Below are 24,759 nucleotides of genomic sequence, written 5' to 3' on the forward strand. Positions count from 1 at the left end.
GGCCTGCATGCCAGATTGGGGCGCACCGCCCCCACCGAGGCCGCCATGCCCTTCACCCTCTCCACCGCCCGCCTCGACGCCATGCTGCGGGAGGATGCGCCCTTCGGCGACATGACCACCCGCGCGCTCGGCATCGCCGACCGGCCGGGCCGCGCCCTGCTGCGGGCCGGCGCGCCGATGACGCTGTGCTGCGCCGAGGAGGCGGAGCTGGTCTTCCGCCTGGCCGGCGCCACCGATGTGCGGCGCTTCGGCTCGAGCGGCTGCCAGCTCGAGCAGGGGGCGGACATCCTGATCGCGGATGGCCCGGCCGGCGCGCTGCACCTGGCGATCCGCACGGCGCAGGTGCTGCTCGAGGTCGGCAGCGGCGTTGCGACGCGGGCGCGGCGCATCCTGCTCGCGGCGCGGCAGGGCAAGGCGGACATCGCCGTCGCCTGCACGCGCAAGCACCTGCCGGGCACGAAGGACGTGATGCTGAAGGCGGTGATGGCGGCCGGCTGCACGCTGCACCGCTTCGGGCTCTCCGAGAGCATCCTGGTCTTCGCGCAGCACCGCGCCTTCCTCGGCCGGGTGCCGCCGCGCGAATGGATCGCCGCCATCCGGGCGGCGCAGCCGGAGGGGCGGATCGTCATCGAGGCGGAGAGCGTGGACGAGGCGGTGCTCTTCGCCAATTCCGGCGCCGATTGCGTGCAGCTCGACAAGATGGCGCCGGAGCAGGTGGCCGAGGCGGTGCGCGCCATCGCCGCGCTCGGGCGGCGCGTGCCGGTCGCGGCGACGGGCGGGATCCATGAGGGCAATGCCGCGGCCTATGCCATGGCCGGCGCGGATGTGCTGGTGACCTCGGCGCCCTATGCCGCGCCGCCGCTCGACGTGAAGGTTGCCGTGACGGAGGGCTGAGCGCCAGAAGGGACGCCCGCTTGGACCCGCTGATCCCGGTCGTCGCGCTCGGCGCCGCCGCCGGCGGCTTCGTGCAGGGCCTCTCCGGCTTCGCCTTCGGGCTGGTGGCGCAGGCGATCTGGGCCTGGACGCTGGACCCGGTGCTGGCCGGGCCGCTGACGGTCTTCGGCTCGCTGGTCGGGCAGATGCTGGCGATCGGCACCATCCGCCGCGGCTTCGAGGCGCGGCGCGCGCTGCCCTTCATCCTCGGCGGCGTGCTCGGCGTGCCGCTCGGCGTGCTGCTGCTGCCGCGCATCGACCCCGGCGGCTTCCGCATCGCGGTCGGGCTGCTGCTGGTGGTGTGGTGCCCGGCCATGCTCCTGGCGCGCGACCTGCCGCGGATCGAGCGCGGCGGCCGCTTGGCCGATGGCGCCGCGGGGATGCTGGGCGGCATCATGGGCGGCCTCGGCGGGCTGACCGGGCCGGCGCCGACCCTCTGGGTCACGCTGCGCGGCTGGGGGCGCGACGCGCAGCGCTCGGTCTTCCAGGCCTTCAACCTGGCCATGCATGCGCTGACCATGGCGGCCTATCTGGCGAGCGGCACGGTGACGCCGCGGGCGGCCTCGCTCTTCCTCGTGGTGGCGCCGGCCATGCTGCTGCCGGCGCTGCTCGGCGCGCGGCTCTACCGGCGCTTCAGCGACATCGCCTTCCAGCGCCTGGTGCTGGGCCTGCTGGCGGCGACGGGACTCGTGCTGCTGGCGACGGCGCTGCTGCGCTGAGGTGCGCTGCAGCGGATGGGCGTGGAGCGGATCCGCGCGCCCGGACCTTCGCCTCCGTCCGCGATCCGCCCTATTCCGCCGCGACGCCCTGCACAGCCTGCAGCGCCGCCAGCACGCCGAGGGCGATGCGCGCGGCGCGCGGCGGGATGCCCTGCCAGGGCGCATCGGGGCGCGGGTCGATCTCCGCCAGCTTGGTGCCGCGCGGCAGGCCGGGGCGGGCACGCACCAGGCCGCGCACGATGCCCGCGAGCGGCGCGGCGACCGGCGCGCCGCCGAGATGGCCCAGCACCGCGCCGGCGGCCACCGCATCGCCGGGCGCCCGCAGCGGGACCCAGGTGCCGGGATGCGCGGCATGGACGAAGCGCTCGCTGCCGGCGCCGCCGAGCGGCACGGCCTGGCCACTCGGGCCGGCCGTCGCGCCCTGCACCAGCACGCGGCCTTCGGCGCCCGGCAGCGTCTCCACCGCCACATGCACCTGCTGCCCGGCGGTGAAGCCGGGACCGATGCCGATGGCGCGCGCGGCGAGCGGCCGCAGTTCTTCCGGCTCGGCATATTTCCGCAGGCGCGCGTCGACCAGCAGCGCCGGGAAGGGGAGGGCGCCGAGCACGACTGCGAGATGGCCGCGGGTGACGCTGATATGGCGATGGTCGGGCCGCTCGCCGGCGAGGGCGGTGACGCCGTCCAGCACGGCCTCGCCCGCCTCGATCGCGTCGTCGAAGGCCATGCCGCGGCGGAGCACCGGCACCGCCGGGTCGCGCAGCAGCAGCACGGCGTGACCCGCGCGATGGAGGTGCCAGCCGATCGCCGAGGCTATGTCGCCGGTGCCGAGCACCAGGGCGAGCGGGGCCGGGGGGCGGCTCGGGTCGGACATGGCGGCCCTCCATCGCGTGGTCGAAGGCGGTATTGCATCCGGCGTGCCAGCGCGAATCCCAGGCATTTGCGGCGATGGCGCGCCCAGCGGCAGGTCGGTTGTCGGACAAGGCACAGGACGGAAGGCCACAGCGCCGCGGTGGCGGGGCGCGCGCCGCTGCGCTAACCGCCTCGGCGACACATGGAGGGATTCTGCCGCATGCGCCGCCTGCTGCTCCTCGCCGGCCTGCTCGGCCTCGCGCTGCCCGCCCCCTACAAGCACGCCCTGGCCGAACCGGTCCGCTTCGTCGCCTTCGGCGACATGCCCTATTGCCGGCCGGAGGCGCCGGAGCGCTGCGCCGCGGAGGAAGGGCGCGTCGCGCGGCTGATGGCGCAGATCAACGCGGCGCGGCCGGCCTTCTCCATCTTCGTCGGCGACACCAAGGGCGGCGCGGAGCTCTGCACCGACGAGAAGGTGCTGCGCGCGCTGTCCTGGATGACGCTGGCCGACCAGCCGCTGGTCTATACGCCCGGCGACAACGAATGGACGGATTGCTGGCAGGACCGCGCCGGGCGCTATGACCCGCTGGAGCGGCTCGCGCTGATCCGGCAGCGCTTCTTCCCCCGCGCCGAGAGCCTCGGGCGGCGGCCCATGCCGCTCGCGCGCCAGGCGGCGCCGACCGTCGAGAATGCCCGCTGGCTGCGCGAGGGCGTGCTGTTCCTGACGCTGCATGTCCCCGGCAGCAACAACGGCCGCCCGGCGGAGCCCGGCGAGCCGGGTGCCGCCGGCCTGCCGGGCGGCGCGGCGGCGCTGGCGGAGTTCGAGGCGCGCGACGCCGCCAACCGCGCTTGGCTGGCGGCGAGCTTCGCCGCGGCGCCCGAGGCGCGCGGCGCCGTCATCGCGCTGCAGGCCGACATGTTCTTCCGGCAGGTCTGCGGCCAGGGCTATGACAGCGGCTACCGCGCGATGCGCGAGGCGATCGCGCGCGAGGCCGCCGCCTTCGGCCGCCCCGTGCTGCTGATCAACGGCGACAGCCATTTCTACATCCACCATGAGCCGCTGGAGGCGGCGCCGAACCTGACGCGGCTGCAGGTGCCGGGCGAGGCCGACGTGCAGGCGGTGGTCGTCACCTTCGACCCGGCCGCCGGGACGCCCTACCGCTTCGAGGTGATCGGCGAGGCGGGCAGCCCGCCGCAGCGACCGCCCTGCGCAGGCTATACCTCCTCGATGCGGTCGACCCGGTCCGGGTAGAAGGCGAGGTGGCCGGCGATGGCGGCGACCGCCGGGTAGGGTGACTCGTAGGTCCAGATTGCGTTCTCGGTGCGGCGGCCATCGGCGGCGATGCTGTAATAGGCGGCATCGCCCTTGTAGGGGCAATGCGTCGCGTGCGGCGTGCGCTCGAGCAGCGCCATCTCCGCATCCTCCCGCGGGATGTACTGCACCGCGGGGTAGCTCGCCTCCTTCAGCGTCAGGGCGCGCAGCGTATCGGCCACCACGCGGCCGTTGAAGGTCACGCGCACGCGCTTCGGGTTGGGCGCGATGGTGATGGGATGGTCGGGGCCGGGCAGCTTCATGCTCTCCTCCACGGTCGGTCGCGCGCCGCGCCATGCCGCGCGCGCATGGGGTCGATAAGGCAACGGCCTTGGCCGGGCCGGGTTCGCCCCGGCGAGACTGGCCTCGCTGTCGGTCGCGGCGCGGTAACCGCCGCGGCCGCCCCGACGAACCGGATGCCCAGGAGACCACGCGCATGACCCAGAGCACCACCCCCGCCGCGGGCTGCGGCACTGCGGAGGGCGCGCCATGACCACCACCGCCGATCGCGCGCTGCGCATCCTGGCCTGGATCGCCGCCCTCTGGATCGCCTACGAATTCCTCTGGTACGAGCAGTACAAGCTGGCCGGCCCGACGCTGGTCTTCGACCGCCTCTCGGACTGGAGCGGCATCCCGGAGAAGCCCTTCCGGCTCTTCGTCGCCAGCATGGAGATCTGCGCCGCGGTGCTGGTGCTGATCCCCCGCACGCGGGTCCTCGGCGCCGCCTTCGCCATGGGCATCATGTCCGGCGCGATTGTCTTCCACCTCTTCACGCCGCTGACGGTCGATCCCTACGGCGATGGCGGCAAGCTGTTCAAGGAGGCCTGCTTCACCTGGGTGATGGCGGGTTTCGTCCTCTTCGCCCATCGAAGGGAGGCGCTGGACCTGCTGCGGCGCTATGCTCCGCGGATCGGTGCGAGGATCGCCTGATCCCATGAGCCTGCAGCGCCCGCCGCGGGATACGCGGCTCGACCTGCTCCGCGGCTGGCTGCAACTGCAGATCTTCGCCTCCCATGCGCATGGCTCGTTGATCGGCGCCTGGCTGATCAGCGCGGCCTGGGGGCTGTCCGACAGTTCGGAGCAGTTCGTCTATCTCTCCGGCTTCGTGCTCGGCTCCGTCTTCACCCTGAAGGCGCATCGCGGCGGCTGGCGCGCCGGCCTCGCCGATCTGGGCCCGCGCATCCGGCGGCTCTGGACCACGCATATGGTCGTGCTCTGCGCCATGGCGGCGATGGTGCTGGCGGTGGAGATGACGGTGCCGCTGCCCGGCGAGGCGGCGCGGCTCGGCTGGTCCTGGCTGGCGGAGGCGCCCTGGCTGGCGCTGCCCGCCGCGGGCACGCTGCTGTGGCAGCCGATCGAGATGGGTATCCTGCCGGTCTTCATCTGGTCCATGCTGCTGCTGCCGGGCTTCCTGTGGCTGGCCGAACGCTTCGGGCCCTGGGCGCTCGCGCCCTCCCTCGCGCTCTACCTCGCGGTGCAGGAATGGGGCTGGCAGGTGCCCGGCCTCGGCGGGCGGGAGGTGGAGTTCAACCCGCTGGCCTGGCAGGCGCTGTTCCTGCTGGGCGCCTGGTTCGGCCGGCGGGCGCTGCTGCATGGCCGGGCGATCGGGTTGAACCGCTGGGGGTTGGGTGCGGCGCTGCTGGTGCTGGCGGCGGGGGCGGGGCTGCGCCTCGCCTCGCATCTCGGCGCGCTCGATGTCTCGGGGCTGGACGACAAGCAGCACCTGGCGCCGGCGCGGATGCTGCACAGCCTGTCGCTGGCCTATGCGGTGGTGGCGCTGTGGCGGGTGCGGGAGGTGGCGCTGCGCGGCCCGCTGCTGCGCGCCCTGGCCGCGGCGGGGCGGCAGAGCCTGCATGTCTTCTGCGTCGGCCTCTTCCTCAGCTACGGCCTGGCGGTGCTGTTCCGCCAGCAGGGCTGGCAGTGGTGGCTGGAGGCGCTGGTCGTGCTCGGCGGGCTGGCCCTGCTGGGCTTCGCGACGGCGGCCGAGTGGTCGCCCGGTCTGGCCCGCGGCGTGAAAAACCCGCAGAAATAGAAGGGGGACCGGGGGAATACCTTCCCCCGGACTCTTTTCTGCCGGGAGATCGGGATGCTCCTCTCCAACTGCCGCCTGCCCGACGGCCGCGCGGGCATGCATGTGCTGGTCCGTGGCGAGCGCGTGGCCGCCATCCTCGACGCGCCGGTGGAGGAGGCCGATGTAGTGGACCTCGGCGGCCATCTGCTGCTGCCGGCGCTGACCGATTTCCACCTGCATCTCGACAAGTCGCTGTTCGGCCTGCCCTGGATGCCGCATGCCGCCGGGCCCGACCGGATGAGCCGCATCGAGACCGATGCGCGGGTGCTGCCGGGCCTGCCGGTGGAGCCGCGCGCGACCGCCATGCTCCGCCGCTGCATCGCCGCCGGCACCGTGCATTTCCGCACGCATGTGGACATCACCCCCGCCTTCGGCCTGCGCAACCTGGAGGCCGTGCTGCGGGTGCGGGAGGCGCATGCGGATGCGTGCCACATCCAGACCGTCGCCTTCCCGCAGGCCGGCGTCATGCGCGCGCCCGGGACGCTCGACCTGTTGGAGGAGGCGCTGCGGATGGGGGCGGAGGTGCTGGGCGGCCTCGACCCCTGCGAGGTGGACCGGGACCCGAAGGGGCAGCTCGATGCGCTCTTCGCGCTGGCGGGGCGGCATGGCGTCGGGCTCGACATCCATCTGCACGAGGCGGGGGAGCTGGGGCTGTTCACGCTGGCCGAGATCTGCGCCCGCACGCGGGCGGCGGGCATGCAGGGGCGCGTCTGGGTGAGCCACGGCTTCGCGCTGGGGGCGGCGCCCGAGGCGCGGCTGGGGCCGGCGATGGAGGGCATGGCGGAGGCGGGGGTGGGGCTGGTGAGCCATGGCGCCGGCGCGGCGCCGCTGCCGCCGCTGCTGCGCCTGGCGGAGGCCGGGGTGCGCGTGTGCCTGGGCAACGACAACATGCGCGACACCTGGGGCCCCTACGGCACGGGGGACATGCTGGAGCGCGCGGCGATCGTCGGCTGGCGGCTGGATGCGCGGACGGATGCGGCGATCGGGCGGCTGTTCGCCATGGTGGCCGAGGATGGGGCGCGGGCGCTGGGGGTGGAGGTGCCGGCTGTCGCGGTGGCGGCGGTGGCGAGTTTCGTGGGCGTGCCGGCCGAGGGGGTGGCGGAGGCGGTGGCGCAGCATCCGGGGCGGGGAGTGGTGGTGTTCAGGGGGAGGGCGGTGAACGAAATTTGAAAGCACAGAGTCGAATTGATGGACAGCAGAAAAAGAAATGACCGATTCGAGACAATATTACGGCCGCGCCAAAAGCTGGCAGTCGCCTTTAACGCGGCCAAGACAAAAAAAAATACAATTGTCAGTCGTCTGAATCTTCTTCGAGATCAGAAATCTTTTGTGTGTCCTGTCTCAGACCGACTTCGGCTCCGCGAACTATATTTAACGAGGGTCTATAAAGTAGTGGAATTTCGAAGACGGTTCCATCTACGGATTCTATTCGCCTGAATACACCGATCGCTAGGAGTTGATCAATCCTATTGTATGTCTCTTTCGACTCCGTACTCCAAATCGCACCTAGTGTTTCAACTGATTGCAAGCTTTTTCTGCCTCTAAGCTCTTCTACCCAATTTTTGCAAAACGCGTATTCAGCGTAAATGGTATTAACCAGTCTGTTGTTTGACACCGGTAACAGAGCTGCTTTGAATGCTGCACGCTCAAACAGCAACTCAGCTAGCGGCGGGGCCAGCGATTTCTCAAATCGTTGAAGTTGCTGGTTCCTTAGGGCAGATAGAAATTGGATTAGTTCACGGGGCGTCGCTTGGTTGCGCCCATCTTGAAGGCGGCCACAAACCCAAGCAAAAGTCCGCGGATTTTTTCCTGTATCAATTTTATCAGGAAATATCCTGTCGACTAGCTGTTCTTGCGCAACGATATCATTCAAGACATCATCTTTCCTTATTTGGTAATCAATACATAGCAAGTCGCTTTGTAGTAGTCGACGAATAAAGACATTAAATAAAAGGCTATTGTCCCACGCAAGTGTAGTGCTTTTTTCTGGGCTCGCTGCGTGAGTAGCCTCTCGGAAGCCGGTCTTTATGATACGATCCCATATATCAGATCGGACAAAAAGCTTCGGTCGTATCCGATCTAGCCTCGCCATGTCTTTATAAGCCTGAAAAAGTGCTCGAAGAGCTCTGGATTCAATCTCATCATTGCCTGAAAAAGCGACATCTAACCTATCAAGCAACAACCAGATTGTTTGGCCAGAGGCTTCAAGCGAAGAATTCAGTTTTATGAGAATTTCTCTGATCGGGCGAACCCCTTTGTCTCTCGCTTCTAGTGAGGGTTCGGAGAATGAAATTTTCCCTGTGATACCGGTTATCGTACCGCTTTGATCGAAGTGGGTGGTTGTAGAAACATCTTTTGGGCGAAAAAATGAAGTAACATAGGCGGAGATTCTTTTTATAATTGTGTTGAGGCTTGGATCTCGATCAATCAGTTTAAGATCAGCAAGATACGAAAGTACATCTTGAAGTGCTTGGTTGTTAACTCCTGCATCTCGTGCGCGAACTGCAGCCACTGAGCATAGGTAAAGCTTCCAAAGCCCAATAAATTCGTCCTCAGTGGGCGGTAGTTCAGATCTTATTTCGTTGAATGCTGGATCTTCGTCGGGATTCTCAGCAGGAACAAGAAGAATATCACGATCGAAAAGTTCATCCTCTTTCGCCATCATTAAATGATAAATTGCACTTTTTCCTGATCCCTTTGCGCCATAGATAATGTCTACATTTCCACCGAATATCTTCTGCCACTGATCTGTTTCCACAAAATATTTTGCAAGTTCTTTTGCTTCGTGTTCCGCGACGTCGTGTCCGAAATGCAGGGACTGAATGACTTTCTTCTTGTCCATCCCGGGGTCTCCATAGTCGTAGATGAGTCGAATTTTCATAGCAGAAATGTCGCGACAATGGCAACCAAGGAAAATTTTCGTTTTTAAGCGCAACTTCTTCGTCGCTAAGGGCTAACCCAAGTTAGAGGATGGCATTATCTCCTAATTAGTTTATCTACCCTCACGCCAACCCTAACCAAACAAAAATAGGAAAATAGTCTTGATCTTCCCTGGCCCGCCGTCCTATCCTCCCAGCCAGGACCGCGCCGCCGAGGGAGCCCCCGCCATGCCCTTCACCCCCCGCCGCCCCTGGGAACCCCTCTCGGACGCCGAGTGGGACGCGCTGCGCCCGCATCTCCGGCCGGAGGACCGGCCGGGCCCCCCGCTCGTCGATCCCCGCGCTCGCATGGACGCCATCCTGCACATGGCGGTCACCGACCAGCCCTGGCGCCTGCTGCCGGAGCGCTGGGGGAAGGGCGCCACGGTGGGCCGGCATTTCCGCCGTCTCGCGCATGGCGGCCTCTGGTCCCGGCTGCTGGAGGCGCTGGCCGACCCCGACTGCCCGCGCGCCCTCTCGGCCATCGCCTATTGGCTCTGCCGCGCCGCCCGCCGCGCCATGCGGCTGTTGCAGATGGCGGGGATCACGCTGGCGCGGAGGCTCCGCCTCTACACGGCGCTGCCGATGCTCCCCTGGCTGATGCCCGACCCGGATTTGTCCGAACTGGTGTTCCGCGACATCGCCAAGGTCATCAAGGACATCCCCCGGCGCTGGCCGGGGAGGGGGGTGCTGCGCAATCTCGGCCATCTCCTGCGCATCGCGGGCGGGCGGCCCGTCTGGTCGAAGCGCTTCGCCCCGCCCTGATGCAGCCGGCGCCCGCGCTGCCCGCGCGGCGGGCACCGCGCGTCCCGCGGGCGCGGATCGTGCCTTGCGCGGGGGCTGGCGGGCCGGTTGCGGCATGGCAAGCTCCGGCGGCGGATGCAGCGCGACCGGCCTGCAGGGAGATGCTTGATGAGGAGAATGCTGCTCGGCGCCGTCGCGGCGCTCGGGCTCGGCGGGATCGCGCCGGCCCAGACCCTGTCGACGCCCACCGTGCCGGCGGGGCCGAAGGTTGGCATCGTCGCGGTCACGCAGCCGCTGCCGACGCAGCCGCAGTATACGCGCGTCGACGTGCCGGTGCTGAAGGAAGGCCTCGCCGCGGCGAGCAACGGCCGGATCGAGGTGCAGCTCTCGACGCATGCCGAGCGCAACCTCGCGGGCACCGAGATCGTGCGGCTGGTGCGCTCCGGCCAGGCGGATATCGGCGCGAGCACGCTGACGACGCTCTCGGGCGACGTGCCGATCCTCGATGGCGTGGACCTCGCCGGCCTCGCGCCCGAGATCGGCACGGCGCGCAAGATCGCCGAGGCGATGCTGCCCGTGGTGAACCGCGACCTCGAGCGATTCGGCGCCCGGCTGATGGTGATCTATCCCTTCCCGGCGCAGGTGGTCTGGTGCCGCCAGCCCTTCGCCAGCCTGGCCGAGCTGAAGGGCCGCAAGGTGCGGACCTTCGGCAACTCGCTGGTCGATTTCTTCACCGCCCTCGGCGCGCAGCCCGTCTCCATCGGCTTCCCCGAGGTCTATTCGGCGCTCGAGCGCGGCGTGGTGGACTGCGCCATCACCGGCACGGGCAGCGGCGTCGCGGCGCGCTGGCCGGAGGTGACGACGCATGTCTCGGCCCTGCCGGTCTCCTGGGCGCTGGCGGGGTACATGGTGAACCTCGCCTGGTGGAACCGGCTCGACCCCGCGGTGCGGGCGGCGGTGGAGGCGAGCCTCGCGGAGGTGAACGAGAAGCAGTGGGCGCTCGGCGCGGCGGCGACGCGCGACGGGCTCGACTGCGCCACCGGCAAGGCGGATGCCTGCCGCATCCACACCTTGGCGACGCGGCCGGTGACGGAGGTCCCGCCGACCGAGGCCGACCGCGCCATGATGCGCGAGATCCTGGACCGCACCGTGCTGCCCGGCTTCGTCAAGCGCTGCGGCGCCCGCTGTGGCGAGACCTTCAACCAGGTGATCGCGCCGCTCGCCGGCGTGCGCTTCGGCGGGTGAGCGACGCGGCTTCCATCCCGGCGCCGCTGCGTGCGGCGCGGCGCCTGCGGGCGGGCATCTCGGCGCTCGCCGCCGTGATGGCGCATGTCGCGGGCTGGAACTACGTGGCCTGCGCCCTCTTCATCACTTTCGACGTGGTGGCGCGCAGCCTGTTCGGCTTCTCATCGAAGGCCACCATCGAGGTCACCGGCTACATGCTGGCCGGCGGCATCGCCTGGGGCTTGGCGCATACCCTCGCGCGGCGGGCGCATATCCGGGTGGATGTCTGGGTGAACCGGCTGCCGCTGCGCATCCGCTCCGTCCTGCACCTGGTCTCGCTGCTGCTGCTGCTGGGCTTCGCGCTGTTCTGCGCCTGGGCCGCCTGGTCGCTGCTGGATGAGAGCCTGCTCTTCGATGCGCATGACAACAGCGCGCTGCGCCTGCCTCTGGCGGTGCCGCAGGGCATCTGGGGCTTCGGCATCCTGGCCTTCTGCCTGATGATCACGGTGCTGGCGGTGGAAGCCGCGCTCTCCCTGCTGCTCGGCCGCGCTGAGGAGCTCGACCGCCTGCTCGGCTCCCGCACGCTGGAGGACGAGACCGAGGAGGCGCTGGAAGCGGTGCGGATGGCGCGGGAGGGCGCCCACGCGCCCGATGGCCTGCAACGGACGGTCCAGCCATGATCGCGGTCGTCTTCCTGCTGGCCCTGCTGGCCGCCGCGATCGTTGCCGCGGCCTCCGGCGGGCAGGCGGTGCCGGTCGCGGAGATCCTGGCTCTGACCGGCGTCTTCCTCGTCTTCTTCGGCGCCGGCGTCTATGTCGCGGCGGTGCTGGGGCTGCTCGGCATCCTCATCGGCCTCACCTTTTCCGACCGGCCCTGGTGGGCCTTCGCCGGGCAGACGCTGTGGGGGCCGTCCTCCAATTTCGTGCTGGTGGCCGTGCCGCTCTTCCTGCTCATGGGGGAGATCCTGCTGCGCGCCGGCCTGTCGGACCGGCTCTACCGCGCGCTGAATGCCTGGCTCGGCCGGCTGCCCGGCGGGCTGCTGCACACCAACATCGTCTCCTGCGCGGTCTTCTCCGCAATCTCGGGCAGTTCGGTTGCGACCGCCGCCACCATGGGCTCGGTCGCGCTGCCCTATTTCAACAGCTCGGCCTATAGCCAGCGCATGGTGCTGGGCTCGCTGGCGGCCGGCGGAGCGCTGGGCAACCTGATCCCGCCCGGCATCACCTTCATCATCTACGGCCTGATCACCGAAACCTCCGTCGGCGCGCTCTATGTCGCCGCCCTGCTGCCCTCCCTGCTCGTCACCGGCCTGTTCATCGCCGTCATCCTGGTGCATGGGCTGACCCATCCGTTGGACCGGCCGGCACCGCTGCCGCTGGCGATGCGGCTGCGGGCGCTGCTGGACCTGGTGCCGACGCTGCTGCTGATGCTCCTCGTGCTCGGCTCCATCTATGCGGGCTATGCGACCCCGACCGAGGCGGCCGCGCTCGGCGTGGTCGGCGCCGCGCTCTTCGCCGCGGTCGAGGGCAAGCTCTCCTTCCGCCTGCTGAACGCGAGCGCCGAAGCGACGGCGCGCAACACGGCGCTGCTCGGCCTCATCATCTTCGGCGCCTACCTGCTGAACTACCTGCTGACCGCGATCAACGTGCCGCAGGCCCTGGCGCAGTTCATCGGCCACCTGCCGCTGCCGCCCTGGGCGATCATGGCGGCGATCCTGGCGCTCTATCTCGCGCTCGGCACCTTCATGGAGGGCTTCTCCATGATCATCACCACGGTGCCCGTGGTCTTCCCGGTCGTGACCGCGCTCGGCTACGACCCGATCTGGTTCGGGGTGATGGTGACCATGCTGGTGGAGATCGCGCAGATCAGCCCGCCGGACGGCACGGTGATGTATGTGCTGCAGGGCATGCGGCCGCGCCCCGGGCCGATCACCGACGTCTTCGTGGGCGTCACGCCCTTCCTGGCCGCCTATCTGCTGGCGGTTGCGCTGCTGATGATCTGGCCGGGGATTGCGCTCTGGCTCCCAAGGCTTATGGGTTGAGGCATGAGCGAACGTCCTGTCCGCATCGCCGTCGATATCGGCGGCACCTTCACCGACCTGCAGGTGCTCGATGCCCGCGATGGCAGCGTGCGCGCCTGGAAGACGCCGACCACGCCGGAGGACCCGAGCATCGGCCTGCTGCGCGGCGTTACCGAGGCGGCGGAGCGCTTCGGCTTCGCGCTCGCCGAGGTCGGCCTGCTGCTGCACGGCACCACCATCGCCACCAATGCGGTGCTGGAGCGGAAGCTTGCCCGCGGCGTGCTGCTGACCACGGCCGGGTTCGAGGACGTGCTGGAGATCACCCGCCATGTGCGGCGGGACCTCTACAAGGTGGACCTCGACCCCTTTCCCTGCCTGATCGAGCGCGACCGGCGCCTCGGCGTGCCCGAGCGCATGCGGGCGGACGGCACGGCCGAACTGCCGCTCGACGAATCCGCTTTGCCCGGCCTGATCGCGCGGCTGGACGCGCTGGGGGCGGAGGCGGTGGCGGTCTGCCTGCTGCACAGCTATGCCAACCCGGCGCATGAGCAGCGGCTGAAGGCGCTGATCGCCGCGGCGCGGCCCTCGCTGCCCGTGTCGCTCTCCGCCGAGATCAGCCCGGAGATCCGCGAATACGAGCGCAGCAGCACGACCGTGCTGAACGCGCTGCTGATGCCCGTCGTGAAGGCCTATCTCGACCGGCTGGAGGCGCGGCTGGGCGAGGGCGGATTCCACCCGCTGGTCTTCCTGGTGCAGTCCAATGGCGGCGTCTGCAGCCTGCGCCAGGCCGCCGCGCAACCGGCGCGGCTGCTGCTCTCCGGCCCCTCCGGCGGTGCGCTGGCCGCGGGGCGCATCGCGCAGTTGCTGGCGCGGCCGAACCTGGTCGCGGTCGACATGGGCGGCACCAGCTACGACGTCTCCGTCGTGCAGGATGGCCGCGTCAGCGTGGTGACGCAGGGCGAGATCGACCGGCTGCCGGTGCGCCTGCCGATGGTGGAGATGCGCACCATCGGCGCCGGCGGCGGCTCCATCGCCAGCGTCGATCATGGCGGGCGGCTGACGGTCGGCCCGCGCAGCGCCGGCTCGCGTCCCGGTCCGGTCGCCTATGGCCGCGGCGGGGAGGAGCCGACGGTGACGGATGCCAACCTCGCGCTCGGACGGCTGGATCCGGACTACTTTCTCGGCGGCATGATGAAGCTCGACATGCCGGCGACGCGCGCGGCGATCGCGGCGAAGGTCGGCACGCCGCTCGGCCTCGCGGTGGAGCCGGCGGCGCAGGGCATGCTCACCGTGGTGAACGCCAATCTCGGCGCGGCGGTGCGACTCTCGCTGTTCGAGAAGGGGCTGGATCCGCGCGACTTCTCGCTGCTCTCCTTCGGCGGCGCCGGCGGGCTGCACGCGACCGACGTGGCGGCGGAGATGGGCATCCGCGAGGTGATCTTCCCGCGCGAGCCCGGCACGCTCTCCGCCTATGGCATTCTCTACTCGGACCTCGTGCAGGACATCGCGCGCTCGCGCGTGATGCCGGCGGTGCCGGCCAGCCTGCCCATGGTCGAGGCGCTGGTGGCCGAGTTGCGGGCGGAGGCGGAGGCCGGCCTGGCGCGGGACGGCGTGCCGCCCGGGCAGCGCGAGGTCGCGGTCGCCGCCGACATGCGCTACCACGGCCAGGCCTTCGAGCTGTTGGTGCCCTGGCCGGAGGCGACGGCGCTCGCGCCGCTGCTGGCCCGCTTCCACGCCATGCACCGCCAGCGCTTCAGCTACGCCGACGAGGCCGAGGCGGTCGAGATCGTCACCCTGCGGGCCATCGCCACCGGACGCCTGCCGAAGCCCGATGCTGCGGAGGCGACGCCCGCCGCACGCCCGGCGCTGAAGGGCAGCCGCCGCGTCTTCGAGGACGGCGCCTGGCGCGACGTGCCGGTCTGGGACCGCGAGGCGCTGCCGCCCGAGGACCGCATCATCGGCCCCGCCATCGTCGAGGAACCCTTCGCCACCCATTGGATCGGACGCGGCTGGACCGCCATGCTCGGCGCTGCCGGCGCCCTCATCGCCCAAATGGACGCAAGGAGTGTTGGCGCATGACCCTCGGCCCCATCGAGATCGAGGTCATCCGCAACGCGCTGACGGCCGCCGCGGCGGAGATGGACGTGACGGTCTGGCGCACCAGCCGCAGCACCATCGTGCGGGAGTTGCTGGACTATTCCACGGCCGTCTTCGATGCCGAGGGCAACAACCTGGCGCAGTCCGCCCGCATCCCGAGCCATCTCAACAGCATGTCGCATTTCCTGCGGGAATTGCTGGACAAGTGGGTGGACCCCGCGACCTGGGGCCCGGACGACGTCGTCATCTCCAACGACCCCTATTGCGGCGGGCAGCACCTGCCGGACATCTGCGCCTTCAAGCCGGTCTTCCACGAGGGCCGGCGCATTGCCTTCGTCGGGACGCTCTGCCACCACATCGATGTCGGCGGGCTGGTCGCCGGCAGCTATGCCGCCAAGGCGATCGAGATCTTCCAGGAAGGCCTGCGCATCCCGCCGCTGAAGCTGATCGAGAACGGCAGGCGGAACGAGGGCGTCTGGGCGATGATCCGGCAGAATATCCGCAAGCCCGAGCTGCTGCTGGGCGACCTGCAAAGCCAGATCGCCTCGCTGGAGGTCGGCGCCGCGGCGCTGCGGCGGCTCGCCACGCGCTACGGCGCCGAGGGGATGATCGAGGCCGGGCGCCGGATCCTCGACATGAGCGAGCAGGCGATGCGCGCCGCCATCTCCCGCATGCCGGACGGAACCTACGAGTTCACGGATTGGCTGGACGATGACGGCATCGACCTCGACAAGCCGATCCGACTGCATGTCGCGCTGACGATCCAGGGCGACAGCATCTCGGTGGACCTTTCGGGCTGCTCGCCGCAGGTGCAGGGGCCGACCAATGCGACCCTGGCCAGCAGCAATGCCGCCGTGATGTTCGCTGTCATGTGCGCCTGCGACGAGCCCTTCGCCGCCAATGCCGGCTGCTATCGCCCGGTGACCACCATTGCGCCGGAGGGGCTGGTGGTGAATGCCCGCCATCCCGCGCCGGTGGTGCACCGCATCGCGGTGACGCATCGGCTGCTGAATGCCATGTTCGGCGCGCTGCATCAGGCGGTGCCGGACCGCATCCCCGCGGCCTATTACGGCAATTCCTACGTCTGCACCTTCCAGACGGTCGGGGAGGACCAGCGGCGCGAGGTCCTCGTGGAAATCGAGATCGGCGGCACCGGTGCGCATCCGGCGAAGGATGGCGTGAACGCCCTCTCGGCGGGCATGCACAACAACAGCAACATCCCCATCGAGATGATCGAGGCGCAGGCGCCGCTGACCATCACGCGCTACGGCCTGCTGCCGGACAGCGGCGGCGCCGGGGAACGGCGCGGCGGCCTCGGCCTGCTGCGGGAATGGCGGGTGGACAGCCCGCGCTGCTTCTTCACCGCCAACATGGACCGCTTCGTCCATGCGCCCTATGGCCTCGCGGGCGGCGGCCCGGCCTCGGTCGGGCGGCTGGTGCTGACGCGCGACGGCGCGGAGAGCCCGCTGCCGCCCAAGTCCGACAACGTCCCGCTGCAGCGGGACGACCGGGTGCGGCTGGAGACCTCGGGCGGCGGCGGCTTCGGCGATCCGGCGAAGCGCGACCCGGCGGCGTGGGCGCGCGACCTGGCGCTGGGCTACGTGACGACGTGACGTTCGACCCACGGCAGCACCGGCTGGTGCCGGAGCAGCGCTGGTTCGAGGATTTCTCGCTCGGCGAGCGCTTCCCGCTGCCGAGCCGCACCATGACCAGCGGCCTCTTCGCTGCCTTCCAGGCCGCCTCGGGCGACAACCACCCGATCCACTACGACGTGGAGTACTGCAAGGCGCATGGCCTGCCCGGCATGCTGGCGCATGGCTACCAGGTGACGATCCAGACCTGCGCCGGCGCCGGCCTCTTTCCGCACATGGTCGAGGAGTCGCTGAAGGGCTTCCTCGAGCAGTCCACGCGCTTCCTGCACCCGGTGGTGCTGGGCGACACGCTCTACCCCCTGCTGGAGGTGGACGAGCTGACGCCGCAGCGAAGCACCGGCATCCTCGGCCTGCGGGCGACCATCCACAACCAGCACGGCGTGCAGGTGCTGGAGGGGCGCCATCGCTACCTGCTGCGCCGGCGCCCGGCCTAGTCGGCCTGCTTCAGGCCGGAGGCGGCGATCAGCTCGGCATATTTCTCCACCTCGGCGCGCACGTAGCGGGCGAACTGCCGGTGGTCGAGATAACGGATGGGATGCGAGGCGCGCGTCATCCCCTCCACCACGCTCGGTGTGCGCAAGGTGCGTGCGCAGGCGGCGTCGAGCCGCTCCAGCACCGCCGGCGGCAGGCCAGCGGGTGCGAAGATCCCGGTCCAGAGCGGATAGACGAGGTCGTGCCCCAGTTCCCGCAACGTCGGCGCCTGCGGCATGTCGGCGACGCGCGCCTCGGCGAAGACCGCGATGGCGTGGAGCTGGTACTGCGCCACCAGGTTCGCCTCCGCCGCCAGCATCAGCACCGTGCCGGACTGCATCGCCAGCACGCTGTCGCCGGAGCCGCGGAAGGGCACGTGGTTCATCTCGATCCCGAGCGAACGCGTGAGGCCGGTCATCGCGAGATGGCCGAGGCCGCCGACGCCGCCCGAGGCATAGGGCGCCTGGCCCGGCGTCGCCTTCGCCCGCGTCACGATATCGGCCACGGTGCGGATGCCGGTTGTCTTCGGCGTCATCAGCGTCAGCGGCGCCTCCGCCACCAGGCAGACGGGCGCGAGGCTGTCGGCGCGATAGGGCAGGTTGGCGCGGAAGCTCGGCTGGACGGCGACGGGCGACATGGAGGTCAGCATCAGCGTCAGCCCGTCGGGCTTCGAGCGCGCGACCTCCGCCGTGCCGATGGTGCCGGTGGCGCCGCCGACATTGCGGATGACGAGCTGGCTGCCGAGTTCCTCGGCGAAGACCGGCTGGATCAGGCGGCCGATGATGTCGGTGCCGCCGCCCGCCGGCCAGGGAATGATGAGCTGCGTCTGGGCCGGCTGGCTCCGGGCCAGCCCGGCCCAGAGCAGCAGCCCGATCGCCAGCGTGGCCAGGCGCGATGCGTGGCGCATCCCGTCGTCTCCTCTCCCATCGGCCCCGCTTGTCGCCGCGGGTGCCCTGGGGGGAGAGGCTAGCGAAGGCGCCGCCGCGGATTCAATCGACGAGTCGCCGCACGTAGCGGCGAGTGCTCCGGAAGAGCGGCCGCACCCGGTCGCACCAGGGGGTGCTGCGGGCCTTGATCCACTCGGCCGATTGGTTCACCTCCGGCCGCTCGAAGCGGTAGGCCGCCAGCAGGTTCGGCGCGCCGCCGTCCAGGCGGCGGTAGCGTGTGCCGCCGATGCAGCCGGGCACCGAGGTCAGCAGCGGCAGGTGCTCCTGCTCGTACCACTCGTAGATCGCGGGCAGGTCGGGTTCCGCGATGTCGAGCTCGACCGTGTAGAGGAAGGGCGCGGGGCGGGACACGTCGCCGAGCGATGCGATGAAGGCATAGGGAATGCCCCCCGTCGCGCCGGCCGGCGGGTTCTCCAGCCAGTGCCAGACATCGGCGGGGTTCTCGAGGTCCTGGTAGCGCACGCCCTCGCCTCGCCCCGGTTGGATCAGCAGGTCGGCCATCGGGTTTCCTCCTGTCGCTTGTCGGGGCAGTATCGCCGGCACCGAGGGAACGACAAGCGGGGGGACCGCCCGATGCAGGGCTATGAGTGGCTGGCGCGCAGCCTGAAGGCCTCCGGCCAGACGCATTTCTTCTTCGTGGACGCGGTGCTGCGGCGGACGCTGCTGGAGATGGAACGGATCGGCCTGCAGCCGGTGCTGGCGCATACCGAGAAGGCAGCGGTCTACATGGCCGACGCCTATGCCCGCGTCTCGGGCCGGCCGGGCGTGGTGGCGGCGCAGTCGGTCGGCACGGCGAACCTCGCCGCGGGGCTGCAGGACGCCTTCCTCGCGTGCAGCCCGGTGCTGGCGCTGACCGGGCACAAGCCGATCGGCCACCAGCACCGCAATGCCTACCAGGAGGTGGCGCATGCGCCGCTCTTCGCGCCCGTCACGAAATTCGCGGCGCAGGTGCATGAGGCGGCCGATCTGCCGCGGCAGTTCCGCCAGGCCTGGGCGGCCGCCGTCTCGGTCCCGCCGCGGCCGGTGCATCTCGACCTCAACGGGCTGATGGGGGAGTTCGTCGAGACCTCCGAAACAGCGGAGGAGCCCGCCGCGCTCGGGGCCTGGACGGCGCCGCGGCACCGGCCCATGGCGGATGCGGCCTCGGTGCAGGCGGCGGCGGAGGCGTTGCGCTCCTCGCTGCGCGTCGTGATCGTCGCCGGCGACGGCGCGGCGCTGTCCGGCTGCGGGGCGGAGCTGCTGGCGCTGGCGGAGGCGCTGCGGACGCCCATCGCCACCTCGCTCGGCGCGCGCGGCCTGGTCTCGACCCAGCATCCGTTGCATGTCGGCGTGGTCGGCAACTACTCGGCGCCGCCCGCCAACCAGGTGGTGCATGCGGCGGATCTCGTGCTCTTCGTCGGCTGCGACACCGGCGACCAGGTGACGCATACCTGGCGCGTGCCGCGGCCGGGCACGCGGGTGGTGCAGATCGATGTCGATCCGCTGGAGTTCGAACGGAGCTATGCGGCGGAGGTCGCGCTGCTCGGCGATCCCAGGGCGTCGCTCGCGGCGCTGGTCGCGGCGCTCGGCCGGCCGACGCGGGACGGCGCCTTCCTGGCGGAGGCGCAGGGTATCATGGCGGCCTGGCGGAAGGCGATGGCACCGCGCCTCGCCAGCGAGGCCGTCGCCATCGACCCGGCGCGGCTTTGCGCCGAGATCAGCCGCGCGCTGCCGGCGGATGGCATCCTGGTCGCCGATACCGGCTATTCCGGCATCTGGACCGGCACGCTGGTCGAGCTCGAGCCGACGCAGACCTATCTGCGCGCCGCGGGCTCGCTCGGCTGGGCCTTCCCGGCCTCGCTCGGCGCGAAGCTGGCGGCGCCCCGGCGCAAGGTGGTGTGCTGGTCGGGTGACGGCGCGCTCTACTACCACCTGCCGGAGCTGGAGACGGCGAAGCGGCGCGGGATCGCGGTGACGCTGGTGGTGAACAACAACTCCGGCTTCGGCCAGGGCTGGCCGGGCTACCTGAAGCAGGCCGGCAACCGGCCGGTGGCGGCGGAGCAGGTGCTGCGCTTCGGCCCGACCGACTTCGCCGCCGTCGCGCGGCAATTCGGCCTGCAGGGCATCCGCGTGGAGCGGCCGCAGGACATCGCCGGCGCGCTGGCCGAGGCGATGGCGAGCGACGAGACCGTGGTGGTGGACGTCGCCACCGACATCGACTGCAGGGCGCCTGAGCCCTGGACACCCTAAGCAAACCCCTCGGGGTTTGCGCTGCAACAAAACCCTAAACAGGGTCGTCCGATCGTCGCCGCGCCGCAGGCGCGGCGGCGTGAATCGGCCGGCCGAATATCGAAGGAGGCTTGAACATGGCACGCGTGGCGGTCATCGGCGCCGGCACCATGGGGCATGCGCTGGCGCTGGTCTTCGCGCTCGGCGGGCACCGGGTGCGGCTGACCGACAGCAATCCGGAGACCTTGGCAAAAGCACAAGGGCTGATGGAGACGGCGCTGGCGACGCTCGTCGAGGGCGGCGAGGCGCCGAAGGACTGGACATCCGGCCATCTCGCCCAGGCGGTGACGCGGCACGAGAGCCTGGAGGAGGCGGTGGACGGCGCCGAGCTGATCGTGGAGGCGATCATCGAGGTGCCGGAGGCCAAGCGCGCGCTCTACGAGCGGCTGGATGCCTGCGCGCCGCCGGATGCGGCGATCGCCAGCAATACCAGCCATCTCGACGTCTTCCCGCTGATCCCGGCAGCGCGGCAGCGGCGCGCCATGATCGCGCACTGGTACACGCCGCCCTACCTGGTGGATTTGGTGGACATGATCCCGGGTCCGCAATGCGAGCCGGCGGCCTTCGAGCAGGTCTTCGGCATGCTGAAGGCCATGGGCAAGCAGCCGCTGGGCCTGAAGAAATTCGTCCCCGGCTATGTCGCCAACCGCATCCAGGCGGCGATCGGGCTGGAGGTGCAGCACCTGCTGGACGAGGGCGTGGCGACGGCGCCCGAGATCGACGCGGCCATCATCCATGGCCTGGCGCTGCGGCTGCCGATCCTCGGCTACTACGCCAAGGCGGACTTCACCGGCCTGCCGCTGATGCAGGCGGTGGGGCGGAACAAGAGCTACACGCCGCCCGAGCCGCGCGGCAGCAGCCCGGTGCTCGACAGGCTGGTGGCGGAGGGCCGCACCGGCGTCCTCGCCGGCGCCGGCTACTACGATTGGCCGGACGATCCCGCGAAGCTCTTCGAGGCGCGGGACCGCAGGCTCATCGCCCTCAAGCAGGCGATGCGGGAGATCGGCACCATGGCGGGACTGGAGCGCGACGCATGATCCGCTACGAACTCACGGGCCGGACGGCCCTCGTCACCGGCGCCGCCTCGGGCATCGGCCTTGCCCTGGCGACGCAATTGGCGCGCAACGGCGCGAAGGTGGCGATCAACCACCTGGCCGATGACGCGCGCGGGCCGGAGCAGGTGGAAGCATTGCGGGCCGAGGGGCTGGATGTCATCGCCGCCCCCGGCAATGTCGGCGATCCCGCGGATTGCGTGCGGATGGTGGAGCAGGCGGTCGCCGATCTCGGCCGGCTGGACTACCTCGCCAACAATGCGGGCACGCCGGGCAGCCGCACCAGCATCGCGCCGAAGGAGCTGGACCGCATCACCGAGGAACTCTGGGACACGCTGGTGCAGGTGAACCTGGTCGGCGTCTTCCGTTGCACCAAGGCTGCGGCGCCGGCGCTGCGGGCGGCGAAGGGCGCGGTGGTGAACACTGCCTCCATCGCGGGGCTCGGCGCGGTCGGGTCCTCCATGGCCTATGGCGCGACCAAGGCGGGCGTGGTCAGCCTGACGAAGAACCTGGCGCGGGCGCTCGCGCCCGAGGTGCGGGTGAATGCCGTGGCGCCGGGCGCGGTGGACAGCGCCTGGATGATCGAATGGACGAACGAGCAGCGCAGCAGCTCGATCGACAAGGCGCTGCTGAAGCGGCGCTGCACCACGGACGACCTGGCGGAGGTGATGCTGTTCCTGCTGGCCGGCGCCGCCATGGTGACGGGGCAGACGATCACGGTGGATGGCGGGCTGACGCTCGCCTGACACGAAGGGGGACCGCGATGCGTGCGATGCGGCTGCATGCCCCGGGGCGGCTGGTGGCGGAGGCGGTGCCGGATCCGCGGCCCGGTCCCGGCCAGGTGCTGATCCGCGTCGCCGCCTGCGCGGTCTGCCGCACCGACCTGCATGTGGTGGATGGCGAGCTGCCCGCGCCGAAGCCATGCGTCGTCCCGGGCCATGAGATCGTCGGTCGCGTGGTCGAGGCAGGGCCGGGCGCGGAGCGCTTCGCGCCAGGGCAGCGCGTCGGCGTGCCCTGGCTGGGCCATGTCTGCGGCTCCTGCCGCTTCTGCCGCTCCGGCCGCGAGAACCTCTGCGGGCAGGCGCGCTTCACCGGCTACCAGATCGATGGCGGCTATGCAGAATATGCCGTCGCCGATGCGCGCTTCTGCCTGCCGGTGCCGGAGGGCTATGCGGATGCCGAGGCCGCGCCGCTGCTCTGCGCCGGGCTGATCGGGCATCGCGCGCTGCGCATGGCGGGCGACGCGCGCCGCCTCGGCCTCTACGGGTTCGGCGCGGCCGCGCATATCGTGGCGCAGGTGGCGCGGCACGAGGGGCGGGAGGTGTTCGCCTTCACCCGCGACGGCGACCGCGCGGCGCAGGACTTCGCCCGCGGCCTCGGCGCCGTCTGGGCCGGCGGGTCGGAGGAGGCGCCGCCCGAGCCGCTCGATGCCGCCATCATCTTCGCGCCCATCGGCGCGCTGGTGCCGGCCGCCCTGCGCGCGGTGGACCGCGGCGGCACCGTGGTCTGCGCCGGGATCCACATGAGCGACATCCCGGCCTTTCCCTACGCCATCCTCTGGGAGGAGCGCAGCCTCCGCTCCGTCGCCAATCTGACGCGCGCCGATGGCGAGGCCTTCATGGCGCTCGCGCCGCGCGTGCCCGTCCGGACGGAGGTGGAGGTGCTGCCGCTGGACCAGGCCGTGCAGGCGCTGGACCGGCTGCGGGCGGGGCAGGTGACGGGGGCGCTGGTCCTGGCGCCCTGAGGCCGGCTTGCCGCGCGGCGGGGCGGGCGCCAGACTGCCGGCAAAGGAACGACCGAGGACACGCCCATGAGCCCGCAACCCGGCCCCGATTATGCGCGCCTCTTCCGCAAGGGCGCGCCCGAGCCCACGCCGCGCTTCACCGGCTTCCCCAAATACAATTTCGTCGGCGGCCACAACGACCCGACGCGTGTCCCGGTCGCGGCGCTGGCCGAGGCCGCCGCGGCGGCGCTGACGCGGGAGGGGGCGAGCCTCGCGCTCTACAACCTGGGCCACGGGCCGCAGGGTCATGCGGGCATGCGCGACCTGGTCGTGGACAAGCTGCGGCGCCACCGCGGCGTCGCCTGCACGCGCGACGACGTGCTCATCACCTCCGGCTCGCTGCAGGGCCTCGACCTGGTCAACGACCTGCTGCTCGAGCCCGGCGACACGGTGCTGGTCGAGGAGCTTTCCTATGGCGGCGCGCTCTCCCGCATCAGGAAGCGCGGCGTCACCATCGTGCCGGTGGCGCTGGACGGGGAGGGGATGCGGATGGACGCGCTCTCCGATGCGCTGGACGGCCTGAAGGCGCGCGGCGTGGTGCCGAAATACCTCTACACCATCCCGACCATCCAGAACCCGACGGGGTCCATCCTGCCGCTCGAGCGGCGGCAGCAGATGCTCTCGCTGGCCCGCGCGCATGGCGTGCCGGTCTTCGAGGACGAGTGCTATGCCGACCTGATCTGGGCCGGGGCGCAGGCGCCGCCCGCGCTCTATGCGCTGGACCCGGCGCAGGTCATCCATATCGGCTCCTTCTCCAAGACCCTCGCGCCGGCGCTGCGCGCCGCCTATGCGGTCGCGCCCTGGCCGGTGCTGTCCCGCCTGCTCTCGTTGAAGACCGATGGCGGCACCGGCGCCGTGGAGCAGATGCTGGTCGCCGAGTATTTCTCGAAGCATTTCGACAGCCATGTCGCGGCGCTGTCGGGCGTGCTGGAGGGGAAGCTGCAGGCGATGCTGGAGGCGGTGGCGCGCGAGTTCGGCAGCGCCGCCGAATGCTTCGTGCCGAAGGGCGGCATCTTTCTCTGGCTGAAGCTGCCGGAGGCGGTGGATGTGCGCAAGCTGGTCAAGCCGGCGGCGGAACGCGGCATCCAGTTCAACCCCGGCCCCGAATGGGCCTGCGACCCGGAGAGCGCGAAGTCGCAGCTCCGGCTCTGCTTCGCGCTGCCCTCGAAGGAGGAGATCCGCGAGGGCGTCGCCGCCTTCGCCCGCGTCTGCTACGAGCAGACCGGCATCCCGGCGCAGAGCGGCAATATCCGCCACGCGCCGGGCTGACGGGTTCAGCCCTTCGGCTTGTCGAGCTCCGCGAAGACCTCCATCGCCGCGCGCACCGCGGCGACGGCGGTCGGCACGCCGGCATAGATGCCGACATGCAGGAAGATCTCCTTCAGCTCCTCCCGCGTCAGGCCGTTGTTCAGGCCCATGCGGATATGCGACTTCAGCTCCTCTGTCCGGCCGAGCGCCGTCAGGACGGAGATGGTGATGGTGCTGCGGGTCGCGCGCTCCAGCCCCGGGCGGTTCCAGACCGCGCCGAAGCAGTGCTCGAACAGGTATTGCCGCAGGTCGCGTGTCATCTCGTGCTGCGCGGCCTCGTCCATCGCCTTCTGCGCGACGGCGGGGCCGCGCATCTCGAACCAGACTTCCTTGCCGGCCTTGAAGAACTCGTTCTCGTCCCAGTCATGGGTCGCCATCGCTGCCTCCCTTT

At 70.3% G+C, this 24,759-nt stretch carries 24 protein-coding genes; 18 read left to right on the forward strand and 6 right to left on the reverse strand.

Annotation, left to right across the window (positions count from 1 at the left end; genetic code table 11):
• Positions 1–15 precede the first annotated feature (15 nt).
• The gene (gene modD / locus Q7A36_RS02745) at positions 16–894 is read left to right on the forward strand and encodes a ModD protein (RefSeq protein ID WP_305102112.1); all 879 of its coding nucleotides are present in this window, start codon (positions 16–18) and stop codon (positions 892–894) included.
• A 20-nt stretch (positions 895–914) separates the two neighbouring features.
• Complete coding sequence (locus tag Q7A36_RS02750; protein ID WP_305102113.1) at positions 915–1,652, forward strand: sulfite exporter TauE/SafE family protein; 738 nt, start codon at positions 915–917, stop codon at positions 1,650–1,652.
• A gap of 70 nt (positions 1,653–1,722) precedes the next feature.
• On the opposite strand, the gene Q7A36_RS02755 is transcribed toward Q7A36_RS02750, so the two are convergent.
• Complete coding sequence (locus Q7A36_RS02755) at positions 1,723–2,523, reverse strand: hypothetical protein (protein ID WP_305102114.1); 801 nt, start codon at positions 2,521–2,523, stop codon at positions 1,723–1,725.
• Between the two features lie 198 nt (positions 2,524–2,721).
• Here Q7A36_RS02755 and Q7A36_RS02760 point away from each other — a divergent pair, with 198 nt between their 5' ends.
• Positions 2,722–3,753 (forward strand): hypothetical protein, encoded by a 1,032-nt coding sequence (locus Q7A36_RS02760; protein WP_305102115.1) that lies wholly within the window; start codon positions 2,722–2,724, stop codon positions 3,751–3,753.
• On the opposite strand, the gene Q7A36_RS02765 is transcribed toward Q7A36_RS02760, so the two are convergent.
• The gene (locus Q7A36_RS02765; protein WP_305102116.1) at positions 3,717–4,076 is read right to left on the reverse strand and encodes a DUF427 domain-containing protein; all 360 of its coding nucleotides are present in this window, start codon (positions 4,074–4,076) and stop codon (positions 3,717–3,719) included. The genes Q7A36_RS02760 and Q7A36_RS02765 overlap by 37 nt on opposite strands.
• Before the next feature lie 226 nt (positions 4,077–4,302).
• On the opposite strand from Q7A36_RS02765, the gene Q7A36_RS02770 reads away from it, so the two are divergent.
• From Q7A36_RS02770 to Q7A36_RS02780, 3 genes are read left to right on the forward strand one after another with little or no spacing between them, the layout of a single operon-like run.
• Positions 4,303–4,743: a DoxX family protein gene (locus Q7A36_RS02770; RefSeq protein ID WP_305102117.1), complete on the forward strand. Its 441-nt coding sequence runs from the start codon at positions 4,303–4,305 to the stop codon at positions 4,741–4,743.
• Positions 4,744–4,747: 4 nt separating this feature from the next.
• Positions 4,748–5,845 (forward strand): OpgC domain-containing protein, encoded by a 1,098-nt coding sequence (gene opgC / locus Q7A36_RS02775; RefSeq protein ID WP_305102118.1) that lies wholly within the window; start codon positions 4,748–4,750, stop codon positions 5,843–5,845.
• A gap of 54 nt (positions 5,846–5,899) precedes the next feature.
• Positions 5,900–7,054, forward strand: a complete 1,155-nt coding sequence (locus tag Q7A36_RS02780; RefSeq protein WP_305102119.1) for an amidohydrolase — start codon at positions 5,900–5,902, stop codon at positions 7,052–7,054.
• Positions 7,055–7,175: 121 nt separating this feature from the next.
• Here Q7A36_RS02780 and Q7A36_RS02785 read toward each other — a convergent pair whose 3' ends face one another.
• The gene (locus tag Q7A36_RS02785) at positions 7,176–8,726 is read right to left on the reverse strand and encodes a P-loop ATPase, Sll1717 family (RefSeq protein WP_305102120.1); all 1,551 of its coding nucleotides are present in this window, start codon (positions 8,724–8,726) and stop codon (positions 7,176–7,178) included.
• A 265-nt stretch (positions 8,727–8,991) separates the two neighbouring features.
• On the opposite strand from Q7A36_RS02785, the gene Q7A36_RS02790 reads away from it, so the two are divergent.
• From Q7A36_RS02790 to Q7A36_RS02820, 7 genes are all read left to right on the forward strand, one after another.
• Complete coding sequence (locus Q7A36_RS02790; RefSeq protein WP_305102121.1) at positions 8,992–9,567, forward strand: transposase; 576 nt, start codon at positions 8,992–8,994, stop codon at positions 9,565–9,567.
• Positions 9,568–9,714: 147 nt separating this feature from the next.
• Positions 9,715–10,791 (forward strand): TRAP transporter substrate-binding protein, encoded by a 1,077-nt coding sequence (locus Q7A36_RS02795; protein ID WP_305102122.1) that lies wholly within the window; start codon positions 9,715–9,717, stop codon positions 10,789–10,791.
• Positions 10,788–11,450, forward strand: a complete 663-nt coding sequence (locus Q7A36_RS02800) for a TRAP transporter small permease subunit (protein WP_305102123.1) — start codon at positions 10,788–10,790, stop codon at positions 11,448–11,450. Before Q7A36_RS02795 ends, Q7A36_RS02800 begins: the two co-directional genes overlap by 4 nt.
• Entirely contained in the window at positions 11,447–12,811 is a 1,365-nt protein-coding gene (locus Q7A36_RS02805) for a TRAP transporter large permease (protein ID WP_305102124.1), read from the forward strand. The genes Q7A36_RS02800 and Q7A36_RS02805 overlap by 4 nt, the downstream gene beginning before the upstream one ends.
• Before the next feature lie 3 nt (positions 12,812–12,814).
• Entirely contained in the window at positions 12,815–14,869 is a 2,055-nt protein-coding gene (locus Q7A36_RS02810; protein WP_305102125.1) for a hydantoinase/oxoprolinase family protein, read from the forward strand.
• A complete protein-coding gene (locus tag Q7A36_RS02815) occupies positions 14,866–16,500 on the forward strand; it encodes a hydantoinase B/oxoprolinase family protein (RefSeq protein WP_305102126.1) in 1,635 nt (544 codons plus the stop codon). Before Q7A36_RS02810 ends, Q7A36_RS02815 begins: the two co-directional genes overlap by 4 nt.
• Positions 16,497–16,973 (forward strand): MaoC family dehydratase, encoded by a 477-nt coding sequence (locus tag Q7A36_RS02820; protein WP_305102127.1) that lies wholly within the window; start codon positions 16,497–16,499, stop codon positions 16,971–16,973. The genes Q7A36_RS02815 and Q7A36_RS02820 overlap by 4 nt, the downstream gene beginning before the upstream one ends.
• Here the strand turns inward: Q7A36_RS02820 and Q7A36_RS02825 are convergent.
• Complete coding sequence (locus Q7A36_RS02825) at positions 16,970–17,917, reverse strand: Bug family tripartite tricarboxylate transporter substrate binding protein (protein ID WP_305102128.1); 948 nt, start codon at positions 17,915–17,917, stop codon at positions 16,970–16,972. The two genes, Q7A36_RS02820 and Q7A36_RS02825, sit on opposite strands and share 4 nt — an antisense overlap.
• Before the next feature lie 82 nt (positions 17,918–17,999).
• Entirely contained in the window at positions 18,000–18,458 is a 459-nt protein-coding gene (locus Q7A36_RS02830; RefSeq protein ID WP_305102129.1) for a hypothetical protein, read from the reverse strand.
• Between the two features lie 72 nt (positions 18,459–18,530).
• Between Q7A36_RS02830 and Q7A36_RS02835 the strand changes: the two genes are divergently transcribed.
• The 5 genes from Q7A36_RS02835 to Q7A36_RS02855 all read left to right on the forward strand — a co-directional run bounded on the left by Q7A36_RS02835 (position 18,531) and on the right by Q7A36_RS02855 (position 24,329).
• Complete coding sequence (locus tag Q7A36_RS02835) at positions 18,531–20,186, forward strand: thiamine pyrophosphate-binding protein (protein ID WP_305102130.1); 1,656 nt, start codon at positions 18,531–18,533, stop codon at positions 20,184–20,186.
• 116 nt (positions 20,187–20,302) lie between these two features.
• Entirely contained in the window at positions 20,303–21,262 is a 960-nt protein-coding gene (locus tag Q7A36_RS02840) for a 3-hydroxyacyl-CoA dehydrogenase family protein (RefSeq protein WP_305102131.1), read from the forward strand.
• Positions 21,259–22,023, forward strand: coding sequence for an SDR family NAD(P)-dependent oxidoreductase (locus Q7A36_RS02845; RefSeq protein ID WP_305102132.1), 765 nt, complete (start codon positions 21,259–21,261; stop codon positions 22,021–22,023). The genes Q7A36_RS02840 and Q7A36_RS02845 overlap by 4 nt, the downstream gene beginning before the upstream one ends.
• 17 nt (positions 22,024–22,040) lie before the next feature.
• The gene (locus Q7A36_RS02850; protein WP_305102133.1) at positions 22,041–23,021 is read left to right on the forward strand and encodes a zinc-dependent alcohol dehydrogenase family protein; all 981 of its coding nucleotides are present in this window, start codon (positions 22,041–22,043) and stop codon (positions 23,019–23,021) included.
• A 66-nt stretch (positions 23,022–23,087) separates the two neighbouring features.
• On the forward strand, positions 23,088–24,329 hold the full coding sequence (locus Q7A36_RS02855; RefSeq protein ID WP_305102134.1) for an aminotransferase-like domain-containing protein: 1,242 nt from the start codon (positions 23,088–23,090) through the stop codon (positions 24,327–24,329).
• Positions 24,330–24,334: 5 nt separating this feature from the next.
• Here Q7A36_RS02855 and Q7A36_RS02860 read toward each other — a convergent pair whose 3' ends face one another.
• Positions 24,335–24,745 (reverse strand): carboxymuconolactone decarboxylase family protein, encoded by a 411-nt coding sequence (locus Q7A36_RS02860; protein WP_305102135.1) that lies wholly within the window; start codon positions 24,743–24,745, stop codon positions 24,335–24,337.
• Positions 24,746–24,759 lie beyond the last annotated feature (14 nt).

It is taken from the genome of Paracraurococcus lichenis, assembly GCF_030657435.1.
GTDB classification, from domain to species: Bacteria; Pseudomonadota; Alphaproteobacteria; order Acetobacterales; family Acetobacteraceae; genus Paracraurococcus; species Paracraurococcus lichenis.

Bases quoted from the DNA above. Each gene is read 5' to 3' on its own strand.
- Q7A36_RS02790 (WP_305102121.1), top strand. From the start codon at position 8,992: ATGCCCTTCACCCCCCGCCGCCCCTGGGAACCCCTCTCGGACGCCGAG.
- Q7A36_RS02755 (WP_305102114.1), bottom strand. From the start codon at position 2,523: ATGTCCGACCCGAGCCGCCCCCCGGCCCCGCTCGCCCTGGTGCTCGGC.
- Q7A36_RS02815 (WP_305102126.1), top strand. From the start codon at position 14,866: ATGACCCTCGGCCCCATCGAGATCGAGGTCATCCGCAACGCGCTGACG.
- Q7A36_RS02805 (WP_305102124.1), top strand. From the start codon at position 11,447: ATGATCGCGGTCGTCTTCCTGCTGGCCCTGCTGGCCGCCGCGATCGTT.
- Q7A36_RS02825 (WP_305102128.1), bottom strand. From the start codon at position 17,917: ATGCGCCACGCATCGCGCCTGGCCACGCTGGCGATCGGGCTGCTGCTC.
- Q7A36_RS02785 (WP_305102120.1), bottom strand. From the start codon at position 8,726: ATGGACAAGAAGAAAGTCATTCAGTCCCTGCATTTCGGACACGACGTC.
- Q7A36_RS02855 (WP_305102134.1), top strand. From the start codon at position 23,088: ATGAGCCCGCAACCCGGCCCCGATTATGCGCGCCTCTTCCGCAAGGGC.
- Q7A36_RS02830 (WP_305102129.1), bottom strand. From the start codon at position 18,458: ATGGCCGACCTGCTGATCCAACCGGGGCGAGGCGAGGGCGTGCGCTAC.
- Q7A36_RS02835 (WP_305102130.1), top strand. From the start codon at position 18,531: ATGCAGGGCTATGAGTGGCTGGCGCGCAGCCTGAAGGCCTCCGGCCAG.
- Q7A36_RS02840 (WP_305102131.1), top strand. From the start codon at position 20,303: ATGGCACGCGTGGCGGTCATCGGCGCCGGCACCATGGGGCATGCGCTG.
- Q7A36_RS02850 (WP_305102133.1), top strand. From the start codon at position 22,041: ATGCGTGCGATGCGGCTGCATGCCCCGGGGCGGCTGGTGGCGGAGGCG.
- Q7A36_RS02845 (WP_305102132.1), top strand. From the start codon at position 21,259: ATGATCCGCTACGAACTCACGGGCCGGACGGCCCTCGTCACCGGCGCC.
- Q7A36_RS02795 (WP_305102122.1), top strand. From the start codon at position 9,715: ATGAGGAGAATGCTGCTCGGCGCCGTCGCGGCGCTCGGGCTCGGCGGG.
- Q7A36_RS02770 (WP_305102117.1), top strand. From the start codon at position 4,303: ATGACCACCACCGCCGATCGCGCGCTGCGCATCCTGGCCTGGATCGCC.
- Q7A36_RS02765 (WP_305102116.1), bottom strand. From the start codon at position 4,076: ATGAAGCTGCCCGGCCCCGACCATCCCATCACCATCGCGCCCAACCCG.
- Q7A36_RS02860 (WP_305102135.1), bottom strand. From the start codon at position 24,745: ATGGCGACCCATGACTGGGACGAGAACGAGTTCTTCAAGGCCGGCAAG.
- Q7A36_RS02760 (WP_305102115.1), top strand. From the start codon at position 2,722: ATGCGCCGCCTGCTGCTCCTCGCCGGCCTGCTCGGCCTCGCGCTGCCC.
- Q7A36_RS02810 (WP_305102125.1), top strand. From the start codon at position 12,815: ATGAGCGAACGTCCTGTCCGCATCGCCGTCGATATCGGCGGCACCTTC.
- opgC (WP_305102118.1), top strand. From the start codon at position 4,748: ATGAGCCTGCAGCGCCCGCCGCGGGATACGCGGCTCGACCTGCTCCGC.
- Q7A36_RS02780 (WP_305102119.1), top strand. From the start codon at position 5,900: ATGCTCCTCTCCAACTGCCGCCTGCCCGACGGCCGCGCGGGCATGCAT.